Origin of the sequence: Streptomyces sp. SJL17-4 (assembly GCF_036826855.1) — a bacterium.
Lineage (GTDB): Bacteria > Actinomycetota > Actinomycetes > Streptomycetales > Streptomycetaceae > Streptomyces.
Window position 1 is genome coordinate 7332291 of the sequence record NZ_CP104578.1, and the last position, 25597, is coordinate 7357887.

A 25597-nucleotide genomic window follows, 5' to 3' on the forward strand; every position below is an offset into this window, starting at 1 on the left:
CCGATGGCGTGACGGAAGTGGACCTCAACCGGGGCCGCGCGGCTGCCTAGCGTCGGAGACATGAACGCGAACGCCCTGCGCGGGGTCCTCCTCGTGACCCTCGCCTACGCCCTCGTCGGTGCCTCCTTCACAGCGAACAGCCTCCTCGGCGACTACCCGTACGCGGGCGGCCAGGCCCTGCGCTACGGCGCCGCCTGTCTGCTCCTGCTTCCCCTGCTCGGCCGTGCCGGACTCGCCCCGCTGCGGGTCCTGACCACCCGTCACTGGCTGCGGCTCGCCACCCTCGCGGGGGTCGGCATGGTCGGCTTCAACCTGGCGGTCCTCGCCGCCGAGCGGACCGCCGAGCCTGCCGTGCCCGGCGTCCTGGTCGGCTGCGCCCCGGTCGTCGTCGCCGTCCTCGTGCCGCTGACCGAGGGGCGCAGGCCCGCCCCCGCCGTGCTGTACGGGGCGCTGCTCGTCGCCGCCGGCGCCTTCACCGTGCAGGGCTGGGGGCGTACGGACCTGGCCGGAATCGGCTGGTCGGTGGCCGCGCTCGCGGGCGAGGTCGGGTTCACGGTGCTAGCCGTCCCCGTCCTCCGGCTGCTCGGGCCGAAGCTGCTCACGGCGGTCGTGTGCGGGGTCGGCGCGGCCGAGGCGGCGCTCGTGGGTCTGATCGTGGACGGGGCCGGTCTCGTCCGGATGCCGACGGCGGTGGAGGCGGGCGCCCTGGTCTGGCAGGCGGCGCTCGCCACCGTCGTCGGGTTCGTCCTGTTCTACATGGGTGTCCAGCGCGTCGGCATGGAGCGGGCCACCCTCTTCACCGGCGCGATCCCGGTCGCCGCCGCCCTGAGCGCCGCCCTGGTCGCGGGGGCCGCCTTCGGCCTCCCGCAGGCGGTCGGCAGCCTGCTGGTGGGGGCCGGCGCCGCCGTCGGCACCGGCCTCTTCACCCGACGGGCCGGGCGGACCTCAGACGCTGCTGCCGTCCAGGATGACGCGCGCGACGAGAGCCGGGTCGTCGTTCATGGGCACATGACCGCAGCCGGGCAGCCGGACGAGCCGCGCGCCGGGGATGGTGTGCTTGGCGCGGATGCCCTGCCGGGGAAGGAGCAGCCGGTCGCGGGCACCCCAGGCCACGGTGACCGGTACGTCGGTGACGTCGTCACGGAAGCGCACGCTCCCGCCGGCGGCCAGGGTCTGCCGGAATCCGGTGGCGCCGCGCAGCGCGAGCGTTTCGGCGTAGGCGGCCGCGGGTGAACGGCGCCCAGGGCGTGCGTAGATCGTGCTGGTGAGCACGGTGCGCCCGGCGGACGTCCGGGAGAGGCGGTCGATCACCGGCACGGGCAGCGACCTCGCCGCGCCCCGCATCGCCCGCAGCGTCACGAAGGCGTACCGCCGCTCGCCCTCCGACCAGAAGCCGGCGGGGGAGAGGGCGGTGACCGAGCGCACCCGCTTCTCCCTGCCCAGCTCCAGGGCGAGCAGTCCGCCGAGCGAGTTCCCCGCCACGTGCGGGCGCTCGACGCCGACGGCCTCGCAGAAGGCGCCGAGCACACCGCCGACGGTGGACAGGTCGTACGGGCAGCCTTCGGGAAGCTCGTCGGAGGCGCCGAAGCCGGGCAGGTCCACGGCGATGACGTCCCGCTCCGTGGCCAGGACGTCCAGCACGGGCTCCCAGGCCTGCCAGTGGTGCCCGATGCCGTGCAGGAGCAGCAGCGGTTCCCCCGCCCCCCGGCGTTCGTACGTGAGGGAGGCCGTGCGGGGGCCCGCCGGGGTCTCGGTCGTGAACGCGATCCGTTCGGGCATGCGGACTCCCTGTCCTGAAGCTTCTTAGACGTCCCGTCAGTGAGAATTACCGATCGGTAGCCCGGAGTTCAAGCCCCCGTCCGATACTGGACAGCGCGACCGCGGTGGGCTGGGATGGACGGGTGCCCACCGATATTCCGACCGACACCCTGACCGAGCACTTCGAGGAGTACCGCCCGATGCTCCTCGGCGTCGCCTACCGGATGCTCGGCCGTGCCGCCGACGCCGAGGACGTCGTCCAGGAGGCCTGGCTGCGCTGGGCCGCCGAGGACCGGGCCGAGGTTCGTGAACCCCGGGCCTTCCTCGTACGGATCACGACGCGGCTCGCCATCGACCGGCTGCGGCAGGCCCAGGCACGCCGCGAGTCCTACGTCGGCCCGTGGCTGCCCGAGCCCGTCGTCACCGACTTCGGACCGATCGCGCCCGACACGGCCGAGCGTGCCCTGCTCGCCGACTCCGTCTCGCTCGCCGTCCTCGTCGTCCTCGAATCCCTCTCCCCGCTGGAGCGGGCCGTCTTCGTGCTGCGCGAGGCCTTCGGCTTCCCGTACGCCGAGATCGCCACCGCCCTGGACCGCTCCGAGGCGGCCGTTCGCCAGCTCGCGGGGCGCGCCCGGCATCACGTCGACGAGGGCAAGCCGCGCTACGACGTCGACCCGACCGAGCGCCGGGACCTCACCGAACGCTTCCTCGCCGCGGCGGCGGGCGGCGACCTCGGTGATCTCCTCGCCCTGCTCGCCCCCGACGTACGGCTCGTCGGCGACAGCGGTGGCAAGTCCAAGGCCCCGCTGCGGATCATCGAGGGCGCCGACAAGGTCGGCCGCTTCCTCCACGCCACGAGTCGGGGCGCGGGCGAGATCTTCGAGATCCGTCTCCTCGAACTCAACGGCGGCCCCGCCCTGCTGGCCCTCGTCGACGGAAAGCCGGAAGCCGTCTTCCAGATCGAGGTGCTCGACGGGCGCGTCCAGTGCGTCTACATCATCCGCAACCCCGACAAGCTGCAGGGCCTCGCCGATCTCTGACCCGCCCGGCTCTCCACCCCGTCTCCCACCAGGGAGGCGGGGTGTTGTGCTGCGCGGGGCACACGGGGGCGCGAACGTCCTGTGAACGATCTAGGTCAGAGGGTCACATTCGGGGACGTTCGACGGAGGATTGGTCTTGACCAAGGGGTGGGCTCGCCTTATGGTCGCAGAGTTAGTGCAGGAACCTTTAATAAACAAGGGCGCGGAAAAACGCCGCGGGACACGGCGAATTGCGGAGGATCAGGGTGGGGACCACGCAGCTGGCATCGGTGCCGGAACCGAAGTACCAGCACCTCAAGACAGTCATCGGTGAAGCACTCGACTCGGACTTCACGGTCGGGGAGATCCTCCCCAACGAGCGCGAACTCGCGGCACGCTTCGGCGTCGCCCGTGCCACGCTCCGCCAGGCCCTGGAGCAGCTGGAGCTCGAAGGCCGGCTGCAGCGCCGTCGCGGCGTCGGCACCACCGTCGCTCCGCCGCGCGTCGGCGTCGACGTCTCCACCACCCAGCACACCTGGCCGGGCGTCGGTGACGAGGCCTGGCAGTCCCTGGACTGCGCCACCGACGTGGCCCCGGCCGCCGTCGCCCGCGTCCTGGACAGCGGCGTCGACGAGCGGGTGCACATCGTCCGCCGCATCCGCGCCAGCCAGGGCCAGCCCGTCGCCGCCGAGCTGCTCTACGTGCCGGCCGGCTCCGTCCCGGGCCTCAGCGCCATCGACGCCCCCGCCGGAACAGCCCGCGCCCGCGCGGTGCTCCGCGAACTCCAGCACCTCGCCCTCGACGGCCAGGACCGCTCCGTGGAGCTCGGATCCGCCCGCGCCGACGACGCCAAGGAGCTCGACCGGCTGCCGGGCGCGCCCGTGCTCGTCGTGACGACCCGCTACCTGTCCGGAGGGCGTACCGCCGCGGTCTCCGTGGCCACCTACCGCGCCGACACCTGCCGCCTCACCTTCGGCGACTCGGTCGACCTGGTCATGGCCTCGTAGCGCCCCTCCCACGAACACCGAACACCGAACACCGCACACCGGCCGCCGGCCCGTCGCGAGGATCCTCTAGCGGCGGGCCGTCACCGTGCCGTCGACCGCGAAGAGCTGCTCCTCGACATGATCGAGGGCGAGCCGCAGCGCCCCCGTCCCCACCGCGGCCTCGCCGAGCAGCGACAGCACCACCCGCGGCGGTCGCAGACAGAACCGGGCCAGCTCCTCCCGCAGCGGCTGGAGTACGCCGTCCAGGCCGGCCGCCCAGCCGCCGACGACCACCAGCTCGGGGTCGATCGCGAGGACCAGCGCCGCCACGTCGTGCACGAGGCGCTGGATGAACCGCTCCACCGCCGCCTCCGCGCGCGCGTCGCCCTTGCGGGCCAGCGCGAAGACCTCGGCGACGGCCTGCTCGTCCAGCGGGTGCAGCGGCTCGTCCGTCGTCGACAGCAGATGCTCGGGGGTGACGCCCCGGCCGAGCAGGTGCAGGGCACCGATCTCCCCGGCCGCCCCGCCGAAACCGCGGTGCAGCCGGCCGCCGATCAGCGAACCGGCGCCCGGACTCAGCCCGGCGAGGACGAAGACGATGTCGTCGGAGTCGGTCGCGGCACCCTTCCAGTGCTCGGCGACGGCCGCCGCGTTCGCGTCGTTCTCCACGATGACGGGGCACTTGAAGGAGCGCCGCAGCCGCTCGCCGAGCGCGAGACCCGTCCAGCCCGGCAGGGCCGTCCCGAGGCGGACGGTGCCGTCGGCCTCCACGATGCCGGGGGTGCCGACGCCGACGGCCCGCAGATTGGACCGGGCGACCCCGGCCCTGCGCAGCACATCGGCCACGACCGTACGCACCCGGTCCAGGCGCTCGTCCTCGGGGGCCGTCTCCGACACCTCGCGCGACCCGGCGCCGATGATCCGCCCGTCCAGACCGGAGAGCAGCGCGGCCACCCGGTGCGGGCCGATCTCGATGCCGAGCAGATGACCGGCCTCGGCGCGGAAGCGGAACCTCCGCGCGGGACGGCCCTGCCGCCGGGCCTCGCCCTCCTCGGGCGCCGCCTCGACGACGAGACCGCCCTCCATGAGCCCCTCGACGACCCCCTCGACCGTGGGCCGCGAGAGGCCCGTGATCCGGGTCAGGTCGGTGAGCGTCGGCGCGCCGGCGCCGCGCAGCGCATGGAGTACCACCGCGGAGTTGATCCGCCGCAGCAGAGACGGATCCCCGCCGGTCAGCCGCCCCACAGTGTGTCCTCCCAGCTCGTGCACCTCTTCGGCGGATGGTACTCAATGGGCCCGGTCGCGGCGAGTGCCGCCCCCATGACGCTTTGGATTCACCCCTGGCTCACCGGCCCCTCGGATTCTGACGCGACGCCAACTGTCAGTGGTGGAGGCTTTACTGGAGTCATGACCACGGCAGACCATCTGGCGGCGATCGACTTACTCAGGGCCCGGGGATTCGACGGCGGCCCGGACCACCACCTGGCGGAGCTCGCGACCAGCGAGGACTTCTGGGAGGACGACGGCACGCGCCGGCCGATCGTCGAGGACCAGTACGAAGCGGAACGGGACGGGCTCGGCGCCCTGCTCACCGCGCGCTGGGGTGAGCCCCGGGAGCTCGACCTCGGGCCCGTCCTGGAGCGGAGCATGGAGGGCGAGTCGATACCCGAGCCCTGGTCCACCCTCAGCTGTCACACCCCGGACCTGCGCCTGTGGCGGGCCGACGGGCTGTGGATCGGACTCGGCGTCTCCCAGTGGGACAAGGAGCTGCCGTTCCAGCTGCTCGCCGTGCTCACCACGGTCGACCCGCCGACGTGACGGCCGTCCGGAACGCCGGGCCCCGACCCGCTCCACGGGCGGGCTCCACGGGCGGTCATCCTCACGCGCCGGGCCCCTCGGCGGCCTCCCGGAGGCGGGCGTACTCCGCGGCCATCGTCGCCGCCGTCCAGTGCGCGTTGAGGCCGCTCGGGTTGGGCAGCGCCCAGATCCGGGTGGATCCGATCATGCGTTCCTGCGGCCCGATGGCGGCCTTCGGCTCGCCGAACGCCGTGCGGTACGCGGTGACACCGACGACCGCGAGCCAGCGGGGCGCGAGCCGCTCCACCTTCGCGGTCAGGACCCGCCCGCCCTCCCGGTACTCCTCCCGGGTCAGCTCGTCGGCCCGCGCGGTCGCCCGCGCCACGACGTTGGTGATCCCGAGGCCGTACGTCAGGAGCTCCTCCTGCTCGTCCGGCCGCAGCTGCCTCGGCGTGAACCCGGACAGGTGGAGCACCGGCCAGAAGCGGTTGCCGGGACGGGCGAAATGATGACCCGTCGCGGCCGTCATGAGACCCGGGTTGATCCCGCAGAACAACACCGAGAGGCCGCCCGCCACCACGTCGGGAACGACGCGGTCACGAGCGGCCTCCAGCTCTGCCTGGGTGAACCGGGGGCTCCCGGTCAGAGGATCGCCCCGGGGGCGTAGGCGGCGGCCTCCGGGTGCTGCTTGAGGATCTCCTCGATACGGGAGACCACGGACGCCACCTGGTCGGCGGCGGCGCCGGTGAAGGACAGCTTGTCCGCCATCAGCTCGTCGAGCTGCGCCCGGTCCAGCGGGATGCGCTCGTCGTCGGCCAGCTTGTCGAGGAGCTCGTTCTGCACGGTGCCCTGCTCGCGCATGGCGAGGGCGGAGGCGACGGCGTTCTCCTTGATGGCCTCGTGGGCGACCTCACGGCCGACCCCGGCGCGCACGGCGCCCATGAGGACCTTGGTGGTCGCCAGGAAGGGCAGGTAGCGGTCGAGCTCGCGGGCGACGACGGCCGGGAAGGCACCGAACTCGTCGAGCACGGTGAGGAAGGTCTCCAGGAGACCGTCGAGCGCGAAGAACGCGTCGGGCAGCGCGACCCGGCGGACCACCGAGCAGGAGACGTCGCCCTCGTTCCACTGGTCGCCCGCCAGCTCGCCGGTCATCGAGGCGTAACCGCGCAGGATGACCATCAGGCCGTTGACACGCTCGCAGGAGCGGGTGTTCATCTTGTGCGGCATCGCCGAGGAGCCGACCTGGCCGGGCTTGAAGCCCTCGGTGACCAGCTCGTGGCCGGCCATCAGGCGGATCGTCTTGGCGATCGACGACGGCGCGGCGGCCAGCTGCACCAGCGAGGTGACCACGTCGTAGTCGAGCGAGCGCGGGTAGACCTGGCCGACCGAGGTGAAGGCGTGGGCGAAGCCGAGGTGCCCGGCGATCCGCTGCTCCAGGTCGGCCAGCTTGCCGGCGTCGCCGCCGAGCAGGTCCAGCATGTCCTGTGCGGTGCCGACCGGGCCCTTGATGCCGCGCAGCGGGTAGCGGCCGAGCAGCTCCTCCAGGCGGGCGTAGGCCACGAGCAGCTCGTCCGCCGCCGTCGCGAACCGCTTGCCGAGGGTGGTCGCCTGGGCGGCGACGTTGTGCGAGCGGCCCGCCATGACCAGCTCCGCGTACTCGGCGGAGAGCTTGCCGAGGCGGCCGAGGACGGCGACCGTACGGTCCCGCATCAGCTCCAGGGAGAGCCGGATCTGCAGCTGCTCGACGTTCTCGGTGAGGTCGCGCGAGGTCATGCCCTTGTGGACGTGCTCGTGGCCGGCGAGGGCGTTGAACTCCTCGATCCGGGCCTTCACGTCGTGCCGGGTGACCTTCTCGCGCTCGGCGATGGAGCCGAGGTCGACCTGGTCGAGCACGCGCTCGTAGTCGGCGAGGGCGGCGTCCGGAACCTCGATCCCGAGGTCCTTCTGCGCACGCAGCACGGCGAGCCAGAGCTGACGCTCCAGCTTCACCTTCTGCTCGGGGGACCAGAGGACGGCGAGCTCCGCGGAGGCGTAGCGGCCGGCCAGAACGTTGGGGATGCGGGGCTTCGCAGTCACAGCAGTCACGTGGACAGAGTTTACTGGCGATTTCTGCAGGCCAGCGCCACCGTCCGACCTGGAGTTTGCTACGAGACGCAGCTCACGGCCGCCGCTCCCGAAAGGTGCCCCGAAGGGCTACGGCTTCGTCGGCGGCTCGTACGGCAGCAGCTCCGGGCGCTTGGGCGCGCGGCCGTCGCCCGAGGAGCGGCCGGTGAGGCGCCGCCCGATCCACGGTCCCAGGTGCTCCCTGGCGAACCGGGCGTCCGCCACCCGGCGGCTCGCCCAGCGCGGCAGCGGGGTCGGGGGCGGCGGTGTCCGCCAGTCCTCCTCGGGTGCCAGGCCCAGCGTCTGCCACACGGCCTCGGCGACCCGCCGGTGCCCGTCGGCGGTGAGGTGGAGCCGGTCCACGTCCCACAGCCGGGGGTCGGCGAGCGAGGGGGCGCTGTACAGGTCGACGACCAGCGCCCCGTGCCGGGCGGCGAGTTCGTCGACGTGTGCGAACAGCTCCTCCATCCGGGGGCGGAAGCGCTCCAGGACCGGCCCGTTCCGGCCGGGGCTGCGCATCAGGACCAGCTGCCCGCAGGAGGGGGCGAGCCGTTCGACGGCTTCGGTGAGCAGTCCGCGCACCCGCCCCATGTCGACCTTGGGCCGCAGGGTGTCGTTGAGCCCGCCGACGAGCGTCACGACGTCCGCCTTCATCGCGGCGGCCGTCTCGACCTGTTCCTCGACGATCTGGCCGATGAGCTTGCCGCGTACGGCGAGGTTGGCGTACCGGAAGTCGGGGGTGCGGGCGGCCAGCCGGTCCGCGAGGACATCGGCCCAGCCCCGGTAGGAACCGTCGGGCTTCCGGTCCGACATCCCCTCGGTGAAGCTGTCGCCCAGGGCGACGAAACTGTTGTACGTGGCATTGATCTCCATGGCGGAGAGATCATACCGCGCGGTATGCGCGGCGTGCCGTCCGCCCGAGTCGAGAGGCCCCGGGACATCCCGGGGCCTCTCGGTGCCTTCAGCCGGCGCTACGGCTCTCGCGCTGTTCACGTGGTGCCACGGCGCGATGCCGTTCACGCGGTGCTACGGCGCCGCCGGGCGGCCCACCAGCTCCCGCAGCACGTCCTCCATCGTCACGAGGCCGGCCGGCTCGTCGTCCTCGTCGAGCACCGCCGCCAGATGCGTCCGGCTGCGGCGCATCGCCGTCAGCACGTCGTCCAGCGGTGTGGCCGCCCGGACCCGGGCGACCGGCCGCAGCGCGGACACCGGGAACGGCTCGTCGCGCGGCGAGACGTCCAGGGCGTCCTTGACGTGCAGATAGCCCAGGATCCTGCGCTTCTCGTCGACCACCGGGAAGCGCGAGTAGCCCGTCCGCGCCGACAGCGCCTCCAGCTCCTCAGCGGTGGTGCCCAGCTGCGCGTACACGACCTTCTCCGCCGGCATCACGACATCCCGTACGGGACGGCGGCCCAGCTCCAGGGCGTCGTGCAGCCGCTCCGCGGCCCGGTCGTCGAGAAGCCCCGCGTCACCGGCGTCGGTGACCATCCGGGCCAGCTCGTCGTCCGAGAACGTCGCCGAGACCTCGTCCTTGGTCTCCACCCGCAACAGCTTGAGCAGCGCGTTGGCGAAGGCGTTGATCGCGAAGATCACGGGCCGCAGCGCCCGCGCGAACGTCACGAGCGGCGGGCCGAGCAGCAGCGCCGTACGCGTCGGCTCGGCCAGCGCGATGTTCTTCGGCACCATCTCGCCCAGCAGCATGTGCAGATACGTGGCCACGCTCAGCGCGATCACGAACGAGATCGGGTGGACCAGGCCGTGCGGCACGCCCACCGCGTCGAAGACCGGTTCGAGCAGGTGCGCGATGGCGGGCTCGGCGACGATGCCGAGCACCAGGGTGCAGAGCGTGATGCCGAGCTGCGCCGCGGCGAGCAGCGCGGAGACGTGTTCGAGACCCCAGATGACGCTGCGCGCCCGCCGGTTCCCGTCCTCGGCCAGCGGCTCGATCTGGCTGCGGCGCACCGAGATCAGGGCGAACTCGGCGCCGACGAAGAAGGCGTTGACGACCAGGGTCAGCAGACCGATCAACAACTGGATGACGGTCATCGGCCGGCCTCCCCGGTCTCGTCCCGGTGCTCTCCGTGCTCTCCGTGCTGCTCGTACGACGCGGGGGCGTGCAGCAGCACGCGCGCGGCGCGGCGGCCCGAGGCGTCCACCACGTCGAGCCGCCAGCCGTCCAGCTCCACGCTGTCGCCGACGGCCGGGATACGGCCCAGCTCATGGGCGACGAAGCCCGCGAGCGTCTCGTACGGGCCGTCCGGCACCCGGAGGCCGATCACCTCGACCTGGTCGGTACGGGCGGCGCCGTCGGCGGACCAGAGCGTACGCCCCTCCGCGTCCTCGCCCGCCCGCGCCAGGTCCGGCGTCTCGTGCGGGTCGTGCTCGTCGCGCACCTCGCCGACGACCTCCTCGACGATGTCCTCCAGGGTGGCGACCCCGGCGGTACCGCCGTACTCGTCGATGACCACGGCCATCGTCTGCTTCCCGGACAGCCGGTCGAGGAGCCGGTCCACGGTCAGGGTCTCGGGGACGAGCAGCGGCTCGCGCAGCAGCTCGCCGATCCGGCGGTGGCGCCGCTCCTCGGCCGGTATGGCCAGGACGTCCTTGATGTGCGCGATGCCGACGACCGCGTCGAGGCTGCCCCGGTAGACGGGGAAGCGGGAGAGGCCGGTGGCCCGGGTCGCGTTGGCGACGTCCTCGGCGGTGGCCTGCACGTCGAGCGCGGTGACCTGCACGCGGGGCGTCATCACGTTCTCCGCGGTGAGCTCCGCCAGGTTGAGGGTACGGACGAACAGCTCGGCCGTGTCCGCCTCCAGGGCGCCCTCCTTCGCGGAGTGCCGGGCGAGCGCCACCAGCTCCTGCGGGGAGCGCGCCGACGCGAGTTCCTCGGTCGGCTCCATGCCGAGACGGCGCAGGATCCGGTTCGCGGTGTTGTTGAGGTGGCTGATCAGCGGCTTGAAGGCGGCGGTGAAGATCCGCTGCGGGGTGGCGACCACCTTCGCGACCGCGAGGGGCGAGGAGATCGCCCAGTTCTTGGGGACCAGCTCGCCGACCACCATCAGGACGACGGTCGACAGGGCGGTGCCCAGGACCAGCGCCACGGACGAGGCGACCGCGGCGGAGAGGCCGAGGTCCTCGAGAGGACCCCGGATCAGCTTGGAGATCGACGGCTCGGACAGCATGCCGACGACCAGGTTGGTGACGGTGATGCCGAGCTGGGCGCCGGAGAGCTGGAAGGTCAGCGACCTGACGGCCTTGAGCGCTCCCGCCGCGCCGCGCTCGCCGCGCTCCGCGGCGTCCTCGAGCTCGCGCCGCTCGACCGTCGTCAGCGAGAACTCGGCCGCGACGAACGCTCCGCACAGGACGGAGAGGAGGAGCGCCAGGAGGAGCAGAAGCACTTCGGTCATCGGTTCACCTCCGTCCCATGATCAGTCAGGGGGAGAGGGATCGCTCGATGTCGTTCGTCGAAGCATGTGCTGTCGGAAGCAGTGCTACTGGGAGGCTCGCCCATGGGCGGACGCTCACACCTTTCGGTCGTCGGGTCGTCTGGATGAGAGACCATGGTAAAGGACCGGCAAAACGGCCGGGTGACGGCTCCCGGCGAGACGCCCGCGGATCAGTGCGTGAGCGGCTTCACCCAGCGGCGCCAGTGGTCCTCGCGCCCGTACCCGGCCGCCGTCCACAGCCGCTGTCCCGTCTCGTTCGCCTCCAGGACCATGGCGTCCACCCGCCGACCGCCGAGCGCGACGAACCGTTCCTCGGCCGCGCGCAGCAGCGCGGTGGAGATCCCCCGGCGACGGTACGGGGGCAGGACCGCGAGGCGGTAGAGGGAGGCGCGCCAGCCGTCCCAGCCGGCGATCACCGAGCCGACGATCCGGTCGCCGGCGACCGCCAGGAGGAGCGCCTCGGGGTCGCGTTCGACGAGCCGGGTCACCCCGTGCACGTCGTCCGAGATGGAGGTCCCCTCGGCGGACTCCTTCCAGAAGGCCAGCACGGCCTCGGCGTCGTCGGGCGTGGCGGCACGTATCTGCATATCGATCATGTACCGGATCCGATCACGCGCGGCCGCGCCGTCGCCAGGATTTCCGTTCCGTGGGACGGCGCCCCTACCGCCGGGCCGCGCCCAGGACACAGGGCGAGGAGGGCAGCCGCGGCCCCTTCTCCGGCACGTCGAACGAGCGGTACGGGCCCAGGGTGAAGCCGGCCGCCTCGATCGCCGCGAGCGGGGCGCGGGAGGTGTGGCAGCCGCCGAAGAGCAGCGGCCAGACCGTCCGGTCGAGACCCCGCTGTACGCGCGCGAGGCCGGGTGTGTCGGCCACACCGTGCTCGAAGAACCGCAGCTCGGCGCCGGGGCGCAGCACCCGGTGCAGCTCGGCGAGGGACTGCGGGAGGTTCCGTACCGTACAAAGGACGAGCGAGGCGACACCCACGTCGAAGGAGCCGTCCTCCATCGGCAGCGCCTCGGCCGTGTCGGGCAGCACCGTCACCGGGACCGGGGCCCGCGGTGCCGCCTCCTGGGCCAGCCGCCGGAGCCGGGCCTCCGGTTCGAGGGCCACCACCTCGGTGACGCCGGCCGGGTAGTGCGAGAAGTTCAGCCCGTTGCCCGCCCCGATCTCGATCACCCGGCCGGACAGCCCGGCGAGCAGTTCCGTCCGCAGTTCGGCGAGTCCGCCCTTGGTGTCGGCGGACACGCTGAAGCGGGCGTAGAAACGGGCGAACAGCGGGTGGTGGACGCGGGGTGAGGCGGGGGACGGAGCGTTCGGCGGTGTCATCGGATCCTCCTCAGCCCGTCACGAAGCAGAACTCGTTGCCCTCCGGGTCCCGCATGACCTGGAACGCACCCTGCTCGTCCGTCACGAGGCCGCCGACCCGGGACGCGCCCGCGGGCAGTGCCGCGTCGGCGGCCAGGACCGGGTCCTCGACCTCCAGGTCGAGATGGACGCGGTTCTTCACGGCCTTGCCCTCCGGCACCTGCTGGAAGGCGAGCCGGACGAAATCCGGCGGGTCCACGTACGACCAGTCGGTACTCCGGTCGACCGGAGTACCGCCGAGGAGCCCTGCCCAGAACCGGACCAGAGCGGCCGGATCGGCACAGTCGAAGACGATCTCCTGAACGTGAGCGCGCATGCCTCCAGCCTACGGAGTGAGGGCACGCGCGTCCCTCGCTACGAGACCCTTCGCGTGCCTCGCTGCGAGACCCCCGCGTCGTGCCTCACCCCGTGCCTCACGAAGCTCCCGCGTACGGCTCCGTGAACCGCTCCCGGAACGCCTCCGCGTCCCACGTGCCGCCGAGCGCGGGAGCCAGCCAGCCGCCCGCCGCCGCCCGGAACTCCGCCGGGTCGAGCGAACCCGACCCCTCCGGTACGGCCCCGAGGAGCGGCGCGCCCGCCTCCCGCGGCAGGTCCGCCAGGTTGCAGCGCATCGCCAGGTCCGGCGCGTCCGGCCAGCCGCCGATCACCACGCCCAGCTGCGCGATCCCGCGCGCCCGCAGCGCCTCCGCCGTCAGGCTCGTGGAGTTGAGCGTCCCCAGACCGGCCGGGACCACCACGAGGACCGGCGCGCCGAGCAGCGCCGCCGCGTCCGCGAGGGTGCCGCCCTCCTCGTCGAAGCGGACGAGCAGCCCGCCCGCGCCCTCCACCAGGACCAGGTCGTGCTCGGCGGCGAGCTTCCGAGCGGCCTCGGCGACCTCGGCGGGACCGACGGGTGCCATCCCGGCCCGCCGGGCGGCCGTCCCCGGGGCAAGCGGCTCCGGGAACCGGCCCAGCTCGGCGGAGCTGACGGCGCCGGAGAGCCGGACGACCTCGTCGGCGTCCCCGCGCTCGTCCGGCCCGACGCCGGTCTGGGCGGGCTTGAGCACGGCGACGGACCGGCCGGCGGCCGTGGCGACGGCGGCCACCGCCGCGGTCACGACGGTCTTGCCGATCTCGGTCCCGGTACCGCTGACGACGATGATTCCCACTGTTCTTCCCGTTCTTCCCGTTCTTCGGGTCAGCCCGCGGCCGCCGCCGCGCATACCGCGGCGCAGATCCGGGCCAGGTCCTCGTCACCCGTCACGTACGGCGGCATCGTGTAGATCAGGTCGCGGAACGGGCGTACCCACACGCCCGCCCGGACCGCGGCGCGCGTCGCCGCCGCCATGTCGACCGGGTGGTCGAGCTGGACGACGCCGATGGCGCCGAGCACCCGCACGTCGCGAACGCCCGGGAGCTCGGCGGCGGGGGCGAGACCCTCCCGCAGTCCCGTCTCGATGCGCTTGACCTCGACCCGCCAGTCCTGCGAGAGCAGCAGGTCGATGGAGGCGAGGGCCACCGCGGAGGCCAGCGGGTTGCCCATGAAGGTCGGCCCGTGCGCCAGGACCGGGACCTCGCCCCGCGAGATTCCGTCGGCGACCCGGCTCGTGCAGAGCGTCGCCGCCATCGACAGATAGCCGCCCGTCAGGGCCTTGCCCAGGCACATCACATCGGGGGAGACGCCCACCTGATCGGCGGCGAACAGCGTCCCCGTACGTCCGAATCCGGTGGCGATCTCGTCGAACACGAGCAGCACGTCGTGCGCGTCGCAGGCCTCGCGCAGCACCCGCAGGTACTCCGGGTCGTGGAAGCGCATCCCGCCCGCGCCCTGCACCACGGGCTCCACGATGACGGCTGCCAGCTCGTGCGCGTGCTTCCCGATCTCGGTCCGCAGGAGTTCGGCGTACGACTCCTCGTACGCGGCCGGCGGGGCGTCCACGAACACCTGCGGCTGGAGTACCCCCGTCCACAGTTCGTGCATCCCGCCGTCGGGGTCGCACACGGACATCGGCTGCCAGGTGTCCCCGTGGTAGCCGCCCCGCCAGGTGAACAGGCGCTGCTTCTCGGGGCGGCTGAGCGAACGCCAGTACTGCAGGCACATCTTGACCGCGACCTCGACGGAGACGGACCCCGAGTCGCTGAGGAAGACGTGCCGCAGCGGCTCGGGGGTGATCTCGACGAGCCGGGCGGCGAGCCGGACGGCCGGTTCGTGGGTGAGACCGCCGAACATGACGTGGCTCATCCGGCCCAGCTGGCCGCTCACCGCCTCGTTGAGCACGGGGTGGTTGTAGCCGTGGACCGCGGACCACCAGGAGGACATGCCGTCGATCAACTCGGCCTGGCCCTCGGCGGGTTCGGCGAGCCGGAGGCGTACGCCGGACGCGGACTCGACGACCAGCGGATCCGTACGGCCCGGCATGGGGCCGTACGGATGCCAGACGTGCGCCCGGTCGAGGGCGAGCAGTTCGTCGTTGCGCACGGCCGTTACGCGTTCGGCGCGAGGTCCGTGCCGGCGCCCCGGCGGCGCACGGCGACCAGGTCGGTCCGGGCCTGGTTCGCGGCGGCCTCCGTGGGCTCCGCGGGCTCGGCGGCCTCGGTGGGCTCCGGGGCCGCGTGGCCCCCGCAGGGACCGCAGCCGCCACCGGCCTCGGCGTGCGAGCCGCAGCCCGCGCCCTCCGCCGCGTCGTGCGAGCCGCAGCCCGCCGAGGACTGGGAACCGCAGCCGCCGCCCGCCGCGGCGAGCGCGTCCGCGCGGTGCTTCGGCAGCGTCGTCGTGCCCGCGCCCTCCACCTCGAAGCCCGCGTCCGCGATCATGTCCAGGTCGGCCTGGCCGGCCTGGCCCTCGCTCGTCAGGTAGTCGCCGAGGAAGATCGAGTTCGCGATGTTCAGCGCGAGCGGCTGCATCGAGCGCAGATGCACCTCACGGCCGCCCGCGATCCGCACCTCGACGTCGGGGCAGACGAACCGCACCATCGCCAGGATCCGCAGGCAGCGCTGCGGGGTCAGGTTCCACTCCTTGGCGAGCGGCGTCCCCTCGAAGGGGATGAGGAAGTTGACCGGCACCGAGTCGGAGTCGAGCTCGCGCAGCGCGTAGACGACGTCGACGAGGTCCTCGTCGGTCTCGCCCATGCCCGCGATCAGACCCGAGCAGGCGGACAGACCGGCGGCGTGCGCCTTCTGGACCGTGTCCACCCGGTCCGCGTAGGTGTGGGTCTTGGTGATCCCGCCGTACGTCGCCTCGGACGTGTTCAGGTTGTGGTTGTAGGCGTCGGCGCCGGACTCCCGCAGCCGCTCCGCCTGGCCGTCGGAGAGCAGACCCAGGCAGGCGCACACCTCGACGCCCTCGTTCTGCTCCTTGATGGCCTCGATGGTCCTGCCGACCCGCTCGACGTCCCGGTCCGTCGGACCGCGGCCGCTCGCCACCAGACAGACCCGCTTGGCCCCGCCCGCGACACCCGCGGCGGCGGCCTGGGAGGCCTCCTCCGGCTTCAGCCAGGTGTACTTCAGGATCTCGGCCTTGGAGCCGAGCCGCTGCGAGCAGTACGAGCAGTCCTCGGGGCACAGGCCCGACTTCAGGTTCACCAGGTAGTTGAGCTTCACCCGCCGCCCGAACCACTGACGGCGCACCTTGCCGGCCGCCGCCACCACATCGAGCAGTTCGTCGTCGGAGGTCGCCAGGACGGCGAGCGCTTCTTCACGGGTCGGCAGCTCGCGCCGCAGCCCCTTCTCCACCAGCGTGTTCAGCAGGTCCATAAGCGCTGATCCTCGCCTACCGCCCACCCCCGGGCCAAGGAGGATCCGAACAAACGCCCCCGATAGAGGTGTGTGGATGACCACATCCCGACCTCGGCATCCTCCGGTTAGGGTCTGTGCGCTGCCTACAAAAGGATCGCCGAATGCCACAGGCCGACGACGCGCGGGCCGCGGGCCCCCGCCGTACCGCGTTCGACTGGACCGACGCCGAGGCGCGCCGCCGGGCGGACGCCGGTCTCGTCCGTACGCTGCGGCCGCGGGCCGCCGAGTCGGACCTGCTCGACCTGGCGAGCAACGACTACCTGGGCCTGACCCGCCGCCTGGAGGTCACCGAGGCGGCGGCCGACGCGGCGAGGCGCTGGGGCGCGGGCTCCACCGGCTCGCGGCTCGTCACCGGCACCACCCGGCTGCACACCCGGCTGGAGCGCGAGCTCGCCGAGTTCTGCGGATTCGAGGCGGCCCTCGTCTTCTCCTCCGGCTACACCGCCAACCTGGCCGCGCTCACCGCGCTCGGCGGCCGGGACTCCCTGATCGTCTCCGACGCCTCCAACCACGCCTCGATCGTGGACGGCTGCCGCCTGGCCCGCGCCGAGACGGCCGTCGTGCCGCACACCGAACCCGAGGCCGTACGCAAGACCCTCGGCGCGCATCCCGGGCGGCGGGCCCTGGTCGTCAGCGACTCCGTCTTCTCCGTCGACGGCGACAAGGCCCCGCTGCCGGAGCTCGCCGAGGCCTGCCGCGCGCACGGCGCCGGACTCGTGGTGGACGACGCCCATGGCTTCGGCGTCCTCGGCGAAGGCGGCCGGGGCGCCCTCCACGAGGCCGGACTGGCGGGCGACGAGGATGTCGTCGCCACCTTGACCCTCTCCAAGTCCCTCGGCAGTCAGGGCGGTGCCGTCCTCGGCCCGGCCCGGGTGATCGAGCACCTGGTGAACGCGGCCCGCACCTTCATCTTCGACACCGGTCTCGCCCCGGCGGCCGCGGGCGGCGCGCTCGCGAGCCTGCGTCTGATCAGGGCCGAACCGGGCCTCGCCGAGCGGGCCCGCACCGTCGCGACCACGCTGTACCGGCTGCTCACCGAGGCCGGCCTCACGGCCGCCCGGCCCGACGCGGCCGTCGTCTCGGTGCGCGCGCCCTCGCCGGAGGCGGCGCTCGCCTGGGCGGCGGACTGCCGTGAACAGGGCCTCGCGGTCGGCTGCTTCCGGCCGCCGTCCGTTCCCGACGGCATCTCGCGGCTGCGGCTCACGGCTCGCGCCGATCTGACGGACGCGCAGATCGAGCGCGCGGTACGGACGATCCTGCGTACCGCGCCCGACGCCGGATAGGGCCCAAGAGCGTTCCCGGGCAGCAGAGTTCACCGCTTCGGGCGACAGATGGGGACATATCTCAGTGGAACGCCGCACGGCGCGGCACGATCGGTGGCACTCTGACGCGAAGCGCAATCCGGGGCGGTCGTCCCGGTGGGAAAGGGACAGCGTCGCCATGGCAGATCACCAGGAAGCATCCGTCACGCTGCCGAGCGATCCCGCCTCGGTCCCCACGGCCCGGCGGTACGTCGCGGACGTCCTCACGGGCTGGGGCCTGGACGAGGGCGCGGAGGTCGCGGACTCGATCCGGCTGATCGTCTCCGAACTGGCCACCAACGCCGTCCTGCACACCCTCGGCCAGTCGCCCACCTTCACGGTCGACGTCCGCCTGGAGCGCGAGGAGCGGCTCCACGTCGGCGTCACCGACAGCCATCCGCGCCGACCGCGCCGCCTCCCGGCGGCGGTCCAGCAGGACAACGGCCGCGGCATGGTCATCATCCGCGTCCTGGCCGCGGAGGCGGGTGGGCGTCTGTCGGTCACGCCGACCGAGGACGGCGGCAAGACGGTCTGGATCACTCTTCCGTGGACCGTGGCCCCGGTAGTCGGCTGTTAGAGGGTGTCGTGTCGGTCAGGGGTACGGCGGCGCCACCGCACCCCTCATGAACCGACCGCTACCGCCGCCTGATCAGCGGACGCGGCCGTAGTAGACCTTCGACGACCAGATCTTGTCGAGCTTCACCCACGAACCCGTCTTGGGTGAGTGCCAGATCTTGCCGCTGCCGGCGTAGATGCCCACGTGGTACACCCTCCCGCCGGAGTGGAAGAAGACCAGGTCCCCCTTCTGCCTGGTGGAGGCGGAGATGTGCCGGGTCTTGTTGTACTGCTGCTGCGCGGTGCGGGGCAGCGACTTGCCCGCCTTCTTGTACGCGTAGAGCGTCAGACCGGAGCAGTCGAACCTCGAGGGCCCGATGCTCCCGTACCGGTACGGAGCTCCCTTCTTGGACGCGGCGACGCTCAGTGCCTTGTTCGCGTGCGTGGTGGCTGCCTGGGCCTCCGTTGCCGCACCGGGTGCGAACAGCGTGCCGCCGACGGCGGCGAGGGTGAGAGCCGAGACGGCTCCGGCCCGGGACAGCAGGGACGGGACGTGCATCTGCGCAGTCATGCGCAACCCTTCGTCAGCCGCCTGCGAAGGATGACCTGTCGGGTTCGGGCTGGCGAAGATGCCCGGCCGCTGACGCGGCTTCACCCCAAGGGACGGCCTCGCTGCCGGAACAGCGCGTACGTCCCGTAAAAATCGGGTCCTCCACTCCTGCCGATCCAATCCTGTCGACCAGACGTCCGGGACAGCGGCAGGACTCGGCGTCCGCCCGGACCGCCCCGCCGCGGTGGCGGGGGCTTGTCGTCGACAGGGATCTTGACCCACACACAGGTCGAAATCCGAGCTGAAACGGCGATATGTGAGGCTCCTCACGACTGATCCATACGGGTGGACAGACAGCCTTTGTGATCTTCGGAGGTTTGGCCAACGAGCCTCGCACCAGCGGCGGAACGCCCCATTCCGCCAAATGCGTACACCTGTTGCGCAACTTCCCCGGCACATATGTCGACGCGTCGGCTACGCCGAACGGGGGAGCGATTCTGCGGTGCGCGTCGGCCGTCCGGAGGTCGACACGACACGCGGAAATGTCAACTCGCCCGAGTGCGCGGGACAGTGACGCGGTCGGCCCGGCGCTCCCCGTCCAACACCCTGAGGGCGCGCGCCAATGTGTCCGCGTGCACCTCGGTCTCGCCCCGCATATGCATGAGCGTCAGGGCTTGGAGGAGGGCCTCCGTCCGTCCCACCAGGGCCTGCGCCGCGCGCAGTGCGCCATAGGTATGCGTTCCCCTGGATGGATTGATCTTCCCGAGCAGGTCGACGACTTCGAGGTAGGCGTCGACGAGTTCACTCTCGGCGCGGGTCAGGGCGGGCAGCGGCGGCAGCTCGGGAACCACGGCCGGCTCACCCCGCCGTGCCGCCGGCGCCCGCGCGCCGGTTCGTGATCACGTGGTCCACCAGGCCGTACGCGACCGCCGTCGGCGCGTCCAGGACCGTGAGGCGGTCGAGGTCGGCGTCGACCCGCTCCCGGTCCTGTCCCGTGTGCGCGGCGAGCATCCCCGCCATCAGCGCGCGGAGGCGGAGCAGTTCGCGGGCGTGGATGTCGAGGTCGCTCGGCTGGCCCTGGAGCGGCTCGTCCATGGCGGGCTGACGGAGCGTGATCCGGGCGCCCGGCAGCGTCATGCGCTTGCCCGGTGTTCCGGCGGCGAGCAGCACGGCGGCGGTGGAGACGGCCTGACCCAGGCAGGTGGTCTCCACGTCGCAGTGGAGCGAGCGCAGCGTGTCGTAGATCGCGGTCATGGCGCTGATCGAGCCGCCGGGGGAGTTGATGTAGAGCGAGATGTCCTGTTCGGGGCCCGCGTGGTCCAGATACAGGAGTTGGGCGATGACGTCGTTGGCCGACGTCTCGTCGATCGGCGTCCCGAGGAAGACGATCCGGGACGCGAGGAGCTTCGAGTACGGGTCGAGGGTCCGGGTTCCGTAGCTGGTGCGCTCCGTGAACTCGGGCAGGACGTGACGAGCATCCATGGCAGGTACCTCCATCTGTAAAAAATGTACAGGATGTACAGCCCGTAAGATGGGGAGCATGACCTACGAGATCCCGGTGACGCAAGCGCGAGCCGAGCTCGCCGACCTGATCAACCGCGTCGTGTACGGCGGTGAGCGCGTCGTCGTCACCCGCCACGGGAAGCCGCTCGTCGCCCTGGTCTCCGCCGCTGACCTGGAGGAACTCGAGGCCGCCGAGAAGCCCGCCGACGAGCAGGTGATCAGCTCCGTCTCCGGCCTCCGCTCCCTGGACTCCGCTACCGGCGAACAGCGCCGCTTCGGCATCGCCGCCCACCACCGCGAGCCCGGCGTCTCCTAGGGGCCGGTCCGGCGGACCCGCCCGCCGCCCCCATCGCCCCCACGAACGCATACGGAAGAGCCGCGTGCCCCTGTCCGCTACAGCGGGGGCACGCGGCCGTCTTTGCGTGCGTACGGGCTCCGTCGCCCGGGATCAGCCCGCGCGCGCCGGAACCGGGGCCGCCGCCGCGGGCTCCGGAACCGTGGGGCCGGTGCGCCTCCGGGCCCCGATCAGGGTCGCCGTGAGACCCGCCGCCGCCCAGAGGGCGAGGATGAGCAGCGGTCCGCCCGCCGCCGCGCCGTCGAAGGAGGAGACGGACCGGAGGGCCGAGCCGGCGGCGCCCGGCGGCAGCCACTGGCCGAGGGTGCCCACGGCGCTCGGCAGGAGTTCCGGTGCGCTCGACACTCCCGAGAACGGGTTGCCGAGGAGGATCATCAGCAGCGCCCCGAGTCCCAGGCCCGGCTTTCCGACGAGCGCCGCGAGCCCCGCGAACGTCGACCCGATCGCCAGGACGGTGAGGCCCAGGACCCCGGCCTCGGCCCACCAGTTCCCGCCGAGCGCACCGAGCCAGCTGTGGGCGAGGGCCGCGCCGACGGCGCCCGCGAGCGCCGCGGCGCCGACGAGCGCGCCGGCCGCGCGTCCGCCGCGCAGGCCGAGAAGGGTCGTGACGGCCCCGGCCGCCGCTCCGGCCAGGGCGAGCGGAAGCAGGCTGGAGGCGAGTACGGCCCCGCGCGGGTCGCCCGCCGGGGCGGCGACGACATCCGTGACCGGGATCTTCGTGCCCTCCGGGGCCTGTGCGGTGAGGGCCTCCCGGAGCAGTCCGGCCACCACGGGGCTCGCCGCCGAGGCGGTCAGGAGTTCCGTGCCGCCGGGGCTCACGACCACCGCTCCGTATACATGGCGGTCCTCTATCGCGGCGCGGGCCGCGGCCCCGTCCTCGTAGCGGTGAACCTCGAAGGCCCCCTCGTGCCGGGCGAGGTCCTGCTCCAGGGCGGTGACCGCCGTGGCGGGGCCCGCGACGCCGATCGGCAGGTCGCGGGGGGCGGTCCGGGCCGCGGGCCATGCGAAGGCCCAGAGGGTCAGGGCGACGACGACGGGGATCAGCACCATCACCGCGATGGCCCTGCGCCCCGCGCCGACGGCGGTGGCGTTGGCGGACATGGTGTCCTCGATTCAAAGAGAAGGATCGTTCGTTTTTAGATGTCCTCACTGTCCTGCGGGCTACGGAAGTTGTCAAGAATGAATATTCGTTTTAGGTTCGTCCCATGGCTCGTGTCTCCCAGGAACACCTCGACGCCCGGCGGCGCCAGATCCTCGACGGCGCCGCGCGCTGCTTCGCCCGCAACGGCTTCCACGCCACCTCGATGCAGGACGTGCTCAGTGAGGTCGGCCTGTCGGCCGGCGCGGTCTACCGGTACTTCCGCGGCAAGGACGAGATCATCGCGGCCATCGCGACCGAGGCCTTCGCCGGGATCCGGGGTGCCTTCGAGGAGGCGTCGAGGACCACGCCGCCGCCCACCCCCGACGTGCTGATCGGCGCGGTGCTCCGGCTCTTCCTGGAGGAGCGGATCGAGGGCGCCGACCGGCAGGCCTTCGCGCGCCTGATCATCCAGGTGTGGACGGAGACCCTGCGTAACGAGCGGCTGGCGACGACCCTCTCGGAGGGCTACAACGGCATGCGCGTCGTCTGGGCGGACCTGGTCACCGTCTACCGGGAGAACGGCATCCTCTCCGCCGACGTCCCCGCCGACCACGTGGCCCGCACGCTGATCGCCGTCGTCCAGGGCTTCATCGCCCAGCAGGCCCTCTTCGGCGACGTCACCGTCGACGTCCTGGAGGACGGGCTCCGCGGTCTGATGTCCATGTCGGTCGATCCGGTCCGACGATCATGAAAACGCAAAGCCGCAGTTAACGAGCCGGAAAAACTTCCGCCCTAACGTGCAATGTCTGGCCGCGAGCCGCATCTCCGCAGTTCAACAAGGTGTTGACCGTCGGTAGGGTCCGCAGCTGTCCGGGTGTCCCGGTCGACGACTGTGAGGTGGAAGAGTGCAACTGAGCCCGCACGAACAGGAACGCCTGCTCATCCATGTGGCCGCGGACGTGGCCGCCAAGCGCCTGGCCCGGGGTGTGCGCCTCAACCACCCCGAGGCCGTCGCCCTCCTCACCTCCCACATCCTCGAAGGCGCCCGGGACGGTCGTACCGTCGCCGAACTCATGGCCTCGGGACGCAAGGTGCTCACCCGCGACGAGGTCATGGAGGGCATCCCCGAGATGATCCACGACGTCCAGGTCGAGGCCACCTTCCCCGACGGCACCAAGCTCGTCACCGTCCACGACCCCATCGTCTGAACGGGCCGCGCCGATGATCCCCGGAGAGATCCTGTACGCGGACGGCCCCGTCGCCCTCAACGAGGGGCGCCCCGTCACGCGTCTGACCGTGCTCAACGCCGCCGACCGGCCCGTCCAGGTCGGCTCCCACTACCACTTCGCCGAGGTCAACCCGGGCCTGGACTTCGACCGCGCCGCCGCGCACGGGCAGCGGCTGCACATCGCCGCCGGCACCGCCGTCCGCTTCGAGCCGGGCATCCCCGTCGAGGTCGAACTCGTTCCGCTCGCCGGCCGCCGGATCGTGCCCGGCCTGCGCGGCGGGACGGCGGGCCCGCTCGACCCGACCGACACCGGGGCCGTCCGCGCGGACGAGCCCCACGAGCGCACCGATGACGAGGGGGCCGACCGTGCCTGACCTGCACCGCGCCGTCTACGCCGATCTGTTCGGCCCCACCACCGGCGACCGTATCCGGCTCGCCGACACCGACCTCCTCGTCGAGATCGAGGAGGACCGCAGCGGCGGCCCGGGCCGCGCCGGCGACGAGGCCGTCTTCGGCGGTGGCAAGGTCATCCGCGAGTCCATGGGCCAGGCCCGTACCACCCGCGCCGAGGGCGCCCCCGACACGGTGATCACCGGCGCCGTGATCATCGACCACTGGGGCGTCGTCAAGGCCGACATCGGCATCCGGGACGGCCGGATCACCGCCCTCGGCAAGGCCGGCAACCCCGACACCATGGACGGTGTCCACCCCGGCCTCGTGATCGGCCCCGAGACCGAGATCATCGTCGGCAACGGCCGGATCGTCACCGCCGGCGCCGTCGACGCCCACGTCCACTTCATCTCGCCGACCGTCGTCGAGCAGGCCCTCGCCACCGGCGTCACCACCCTCGTCGGCGGAGGTACGGGACCGGCCGAGGGCACCAAGGCGACCACCGTCACCCCCGGCCCCTGGCACACGGCCCGGATGTTCGAGGCCCTGGACACCTTCCCCGTCAACATCGGTCTGCTCGGCAAGGGCAACACCATGTCCCGGGAGGCCATGCACTCCCAACTGCGCGGCGGAGCACTCGGATTCAAGATCCACGAGGACTGGGGCGCCACCCCCGCCGTCATCGACGCCTGCCTGGGCGTGTGCGAGGAGACGGGCGCCCAGCTCGCCATCCACACCGACACCCTGAACGAGGCGGGCTTCGTCGGCGACACCCTCGCCGCCATCGCCGGGCGAACCGTCCACGCGTACCACACGGAGGGCGCCGGCGGCGGGCACGCGCCCGACATCATCACGGTGGTCTCGGAGCCGTACATCCTGCCCAGCTCCACCAACCCGACCCGGCCGCACACCGTCAACACCATCGAGGAACACCTCGACATGCTGATGGTCTGCCACCACCTCAACCCGGCGGTCCCCGAGGACCTCGCCTTCGCCGAGTCCCGGATCCGGCCCTCCACCATCGCCGCCGAGGACATCCTCCACGACCTCGGCGCCATCTCGATCATCTCCTCCGACTCCCAGGCCATGGGCCGCATCGGTGAGGTGATCATGCGCACCTGGCAGACCGCCCACGTCATGAAGAAGCGACGCGGCGCCCTGCCCGGGGACGGCCGCGCCGACAACCACCGCGCCCGCCGCTACGTCGCCAAGTACACGATCAACCCGGCCGTCGCCCAGGGCATGGACCACCTCATCGGCTCCGTCGAACCCGGCAAGCTCGCCGACCTGGTGCTGTGGGAACCCGCCTTCTTCGGGGTGAAGCCGCTCACCGTCCTCAAGGGCGGCCAGATCGCCTACGCGCAGATGGGCGACGCCAACGCCTCCATCCCCACCCCGCAGCCCGTCCTGCCCCGACCGATGTTCGGCGCGCTCGGAAAAGCGGCGGCGGCCGGTTCGGTCAACTTCGTCGCCCAGGCGGCGATCGAGGACGACATCGCGCAACGCCTCGGTGTGCACAAGGAGTTCACCGCGATCGGCAGCACCCGCCGGGTGTCCAAGGCGGACATGCGGGAGAACGACGCGATGCCCCGGGTCCAGGTCGACGCGGACACCTTCACGGTCACGATCGACGGCGAAGCGGTCGAACCCGCCCCCGCCGCCGAACTGCCCATGGCCCAGCGTTACTTCCTCTTCTGATGACACAGCCTCTTCCGACGGCCCAGCGCGCCGCGCTCCTCGTGCTCGCCGACGGGCGGTTCCCCGCCGGCGGGCACGCCCACTCCGGCGGCGCCGAGGCCGCCGTCAAGGCAGGACGGATCAAGGACGCCGCCGGACTCGAAGCCTTCTGCCGGGGGAGGCTGCACACCACCGGACTCACCTCCGCCGCGCTCGCCGCCGGGGCCGCGCACGGACTCGACCCGGAGGAACTCGACGCGGCCGCCGACGCCCGCACCCCCTCGCCCGCCCTGCGCGCCGCCGCCCGCAGACTCGGCCGGCAGATGATGCGCGCGGCCCGCGCCACCTGGCCCTGCGCCGAACTCGACGCGCTCGCCGCCGCGTTCCCGCGCGGCGCCCACCAGCCCGTCGTCCTCGGTGTCGCCGCCCGCGCCGCGGGGCTCGGACCCGCGGACGCCGCACACTGCGTCGCGTACGAGACCGTCAGCGGTCCCGCCACCGCCACGGTCCGACTGCTGAGCCTGGACCCCTTCCAGGCCACCGCCGTCCTCGCCCGACTCGCCCCCGCCATGGACCTGGTCGCCGAGGAAGCGGCGCGCGCCGCCCGGCAGGGCATCGACGCCCTGCCCGCGGCGTCGGCGCCCCTCCTCGACATCACCGCCGAACAGCACGCGTCCTGGCCCGTCCGCCTCTTCGCCTCCTGAGGACC

Annotated in this window: 28 protein-coding genes, 1 pseudogene and 1 riboswitch; of the genes and pseudogenes, 12 read left to right on the forward strand and 17 right to left on the reverse strand. The window is 72.5% G+C overall.

Annotated elements, in window-relative coordinates:
• Nucleotides 1-60: 60 nt before the first annotated feature.
• A pseudogene (locus N5875_RS33015) lies at nucleotides 61-897 on the forward strand (EamA family transporter); the annotation flags it as partial.
• A 48-nt stretch (nucleotides 898-945) separates the two neighbouring features.
• Here N5875_RS33015 and N5875_RS33020 read toward each other — a convergent pair.
• Nucleotides 946-1779, reverse strand: coding sequence for an alpha/beta fold hydrolase (locus N5875_RS33020; RefSeq protein WP_318206593.1), 834 nt, complete (start codon nucleotides 1777-1779; stop codon nucleotides 946-948).
• Between the two features lie 134 nt (nucleotides 1780-1913).
• Between N5875_RS33020 and N5875_RS33025 the strand changes: the two genes are divergently transcribed.
• Together N5875_RS33025 and N5875_RS33030 are read left to right on the forward strand one after the other, a co-directional pair.
• On the forward strand, nucleotides 1914-2798 hold the full coding sequence (locus tag N5875_RS33025; protein WP_338499331.1) for an RNA polymerase sigma-70 factor: 885 nt from the start codon (nucleotides 1914-1916) through the stop codon (nucleotides 2796-2798).
• 245 nt (nucleotides 2799-3043) lie between these two features.
• Nucleotides 3044-3784, forward strand: coding sequence for a GntR family transcriptional regulator (locus tag N5875_RS33030; protein WP_318206592.1), 741 nt, complete (start codon nucleotides 3044-3046; stop codon nucleotides 3782-3784).
• Between the two features lie 66 nt (nucleotides 3785-3850).
• On the opposite strand, the gene N5875_RS33035 is transcribed toward N5875_RS33030, so the two are convergent.
• The gene (locus N5875_RS33035) at nucleotides 3851-5008 is read right to left on the reverse strand and encodes an ROK family transcriptional regulator (protein ID WP_318206591.1); all 1158 of its coding nucleotides are present in this window, start codon (nucleotides 5006-5008) and stop codon (nucleotides 3851-3853) included.
• A 162-nt stretch (nucleotides 5009-5170) separates the two neighbouring features.
• Here N5875_RS33035 and N5875_RS33040 point away from each other — a divergent pair, with 162 nt between their 5' ends.
• Nucleotides 5171-5581: a hypothetical protein gene (locus tag N5875_RS33040; protein WP_338497863.1), complete on the forward strand. Its 411-nt coding sequence runs from the start codon at nucleotides 5171-5173 to the stop codon at nucleotides 5579-5581.
• Nucleotides 5582-5642: 61 nt separating this feature from the next.
• Here the strand turns inward: N5875_RS33040 and mug are convergent, their stop codons facing one another.
• The 11 genes from mug to bioB all read right to left on the reverse strand — a co-directional run bounded on the left by mug (nucleotide 5643) and on the right by bioB (nucleotide 16206).
• Nucleotides 5643-6140 carry a G/U mismatch-specific DNA glycosylase gene (gene mug, locus N5875_RS33045; RefSeq protein WP_318206589.1) on the reverse strand — a complete coding sequence of 166 codons (498 nt, stop codon included), beginning with the start codon at nucleotides 6138-6140 and terminating at the stop codon, nucleotides 5643-5645.
• 62 nt (nucleotides 6141-6202) lie between these two features.
• A complete protein-coding gene (purB, locus tag N5875_RS33050) occupies nucleotides 6203-7645 on the reverse strand; it encodes an adenylosuccinate lyase (protein WP_338497865.1) in 1443 nt (480 codons plus the stop codon).
• A gap of 108 nt (nucleotides 7646-7753) precedes the next feature.
• Nucleotides 7754-8536 (reverse strand): SGNH/GDSL hydrolase family protein, encoded by a 783-nt coding sequence (locus tag N5875_RS33055; protein ID WP_338497867.1) that lies wholly within the window; start codon nucleotides 8534-8536, stop codon nucleotides 7754-7756.
• A 153-nt stretch (nucleotides 8537-8689) separates the two neighbouring features.
• Complete coding sequence (locus N5875_RS33060) at nucleotides 8690-9709, reverse strand: hemolysin family protein (protein ID WP_318206587.1); 1020 nt, start codon at nucleotides 9707-9709, stop codon at nucleotides 8690-8692.
• Entirely contained in the window at nucleotides 9706-11070 is a 1365-nt protein-coding gene (locus tag N5875_RS33065) for a hemolysin family protein (RefSeq protein WP_338497869.1), read from the reverse strand. Before N5875_RS33065 ends, N5875_RS33060 begins: the two co-directional genes overlap by 4 nt.
• A 209-nt stretch (nucleotides 11071-11279) precedes the next feature.
• Nucleotides 11280-11705: a GNAT family N-acetyltransferase gene (locus N5875_RS33070; RefSeq protein WP_338497870.1), complete on the reverse strand. Its 426-nt coding sequence runs from the start codon at nucleotides 11703-11705 to the stop codon at nucleotides 11280-11282.
• A 64-nt stretch (nucleotides 11706-11769) separates the two neighbouring features.
• Nucleotides 11770-12435: a class I SAM-dependent methyltransferase gene (locus tag N5875_RS33075; protein ID WP_338497872.1), complete on the reverse strand. Its 666-nt coding sequence runs from the start codon at nucleotides 12433-12435 to the stop codon at nucleotides 11770-11772.
• Nucleotides 12436-12445: 10 nt separating this feature from the next.
• Nucleotides 12446-12790 (reverse strand): VOC family protein, encoded by a 345-nt coding sequence (locus N5875_RS33080; protein ID WP_318206583.1) that lies wholly within the window; start codon nucleotides 12788-12790, stop codon nucleotides 12446-12448.
• A 97-nt stretch (nucleotides 12791-12887) separates the two neighbouring features.
• Entirely contained in the window at nucleotides 12888-13622 is a 735-nt protein-coding gene (bioD, locus tag N5875_RS33085; RefSeq protein WP_338497873.1) for a dethiobiotin synthase, read from the reverse strand.
• Between the two features lie 29 nt (nucleotides 13623-13651).
• Nucleotides 13652-14872, reverse strand: coding sequence for an adenosylmethionine--8-amino-7-oxononanoate transaminase (locus tag N5875_RS33090; RefSeq protein ID WP_338499332.1), 1221 nt, complete (start codon nucleotides 14870-14872; stop codon nucleotides 13652-13654).
• A gap of 65 nt (nucleotides 14873-14937) precedes the next feature.
• Nucleotides 14938-16206 carry a biotin synthase BioB gene (gene bioB, locus N5875_RS33095; RefSeq protein WP_338497875.1) on the reverse strand — a complete coding sequence of 423 codons (1269 nt, stop codon included), beginning with the start codon at nucleotides 16204-16206 and terminating at the stop codon, nucleotides 14938-14940.
• A gap of 143 nt (nucleotides 16207-16349) precedes the next feature.
• Between bioB and N5875_RS33100 the strand changes: the two genes are divergently transcribed.
• Both N5875_RS33100 and N5875_RS33105 read left to right on the forward strand, forming a co-directional pair.
• Nucleotides 16350-17531: an 8-amino-7-oxononanoate synthase gene (locus N5875_RS33100; protein WP_338497877.1), complete on the forward strand. Its 1182-nt coding sequence runs from the start codon at nucleotides 16350-16352 to the stop codon at nucleotides 17529-17531.
• 157 nt (nucleotides 17532-17688) lie between these two features.
• Entirely contained in the window at nucleotides 17689-18126 is a 438-nt protein-coding gene (locus N5875_RS33105; RefSeq protein WP_318206578.1) for an ATP-binding protein, read from the forward strand.
• 72 nt (nucleotides 18127-18198) lie between these two features.
• Here N5875_RS33105 and N5875_RS33110 read toward each other — a convergent pair whose 3' ends face one another.
• The 3 genes from N5875_RS33110 to N5875_RS33120 form a co-directional block, all read right to left on the reverse strand.
• On the reverse strand, nucleotides 18199-18675 hold the full coding sequence (locus N5875_RS33110; RefSeq protein ID WP_318206577.1) for a C40 family peptidase: 477 nt from the start codon (nucleotides 18673-18675) through the stop codon (nucleotides 18199-18201).
• A 3-nt stretch (nucleotides 18676-18678) separates the two neighbouring features.
• A riboswitch (cyclic di-AMP (ydaO/yuaA leader) is annotated at nucleotides 18679-18885 on the reverse strand.
• 314 nt (nucleotides 18886-19199) lie between these two features.
• Nucleotides 19200-19505: a hypothetical protein gene (locus N5875_RS33115; protein ID WP_338497878.1), complete on the reverse strand. Its 306-nt coding sequence runs from the start codon at nucleotides 19503-19505 to the stop codon at nucleotides 19200-19202.
• Between the two features lie 7 nt (nucleotides 19506-19512).
• Complete coding sequence (locus N5875_RS33120; protein WP_338497880.1) at nucleotides 19513-20151, reverse strand: ATP-dependent Clp protease proteolytic subunit; 639 nt, start codon at nucleotides 20149-20151, stop codon at nucleotides 19513-19515.
• A gap of 43 nt (nucleotides 20152-20194) precedes the next feature.
• Here N5875_RS33120 and N5875_RS33125 point away from each other — a divergent pair, with 43 nt between their 5' ends.
• Nucleotides 20195-20473 (forward strand): type II toxin-antitoxin system Phd/YefM family antitoxin, encoded by a 279-nt coding sequence (locus tag N5875_RS33125; protein WP_318206574.1) that lies wholly within the window; start codon nucleotides 20195-20197, stop codon nucleotides 20471-20473.
• A 132-nt stretch (nucleotides 20474-20605) separates the two neighbouring features.
• On the opposite strand, the gene N5875_RS33130 is transcribed toward N5875_RS33125, so the two are convergent.
• Nucleotides 20606-21613 (reverse strand): ABC transporter permease, encoded by a 1008-nt coding sequence (locus tag N5875_RS33130; RefSeq protein WP_338497882.1) that lies wholly within the window; start codon nucleotides 21611-21613, stop codon nucleotides 20606-20608.
• A 104-nt stretch (nucleotides 21614-21717) separates the two neighbouring features.
• Here N5875_RS33130 and N5875_RS33135 point away from each other — a divergent pair, with 104 nt between their 5' ends.
• The 5 genes from N5875_RS33135 (at nucleotide 21718) to N5875_RS33155 (ending at nucleotide 25592) form a co-directional block, all read left to right on the forward strand.
• Entirely contained in the window at nucleotides 21718-22344 is a 627-nt protein-coding gene (locus N5875_RS33135; protein WP_318206572.1) for a TetR/AcrR family transcriptional regulator, read from the forward strand.
• Nucleotides 22345-22498: 154 nt separating this feature from the next.
• Nucleotides 22499-22801 (forward strand): urease subunit gamma, encoded by a 303-nt coding sequence (locus tag N5875_RS33140; RefSeq protein WP_266975427.1) that lies wholly within the window; start codon nucleotides 22499-22501, stop codon nucleotides 22799-22801.
• A gap of 13 nt (nucleotides 22802-22814) precedes the next feature.
• Nucleotides 22815-23195 carry an urease subunit beta gene (locus N5875_RS33145; protein WP_338497885.1) on the forward strand — a complete coding sequence of 127 codons (381 nt, stop codon included), beginning with the start codon at nucleotides 22815-22817 and terminating at the stop codon, nucleotides 23193-23195.
• Entirely contained in the window at nucleotides 23188-24909 is a 1722-nt protein-coding gene (locus N5875_RS33150; protein ID WP_338497887.1) for an urease subunit alpha, read from the forward strand. The genes N5875_RS33145 and N5875_RS33150 overlap by 8 nt, the downstream gene beginning before the upstream one ends.
• On the forward strand, nucleotides 24909-25592 hold the full coding sequence (locus N5875_RS33155; protein ID WP_338497889.1) for an urease accessory UreF family protein: 684 nt from the start codon (nucleotides 24909-24911) through the stop codon (nucleotides 25590-25592). The genes N5875_RS33150 and N5875_RS33155 overlap by 1 nt, the downstream gene beginning before the upstream one ends.
• Nucleotides 25593-25597: the final 5 nt, after the last annotated feature.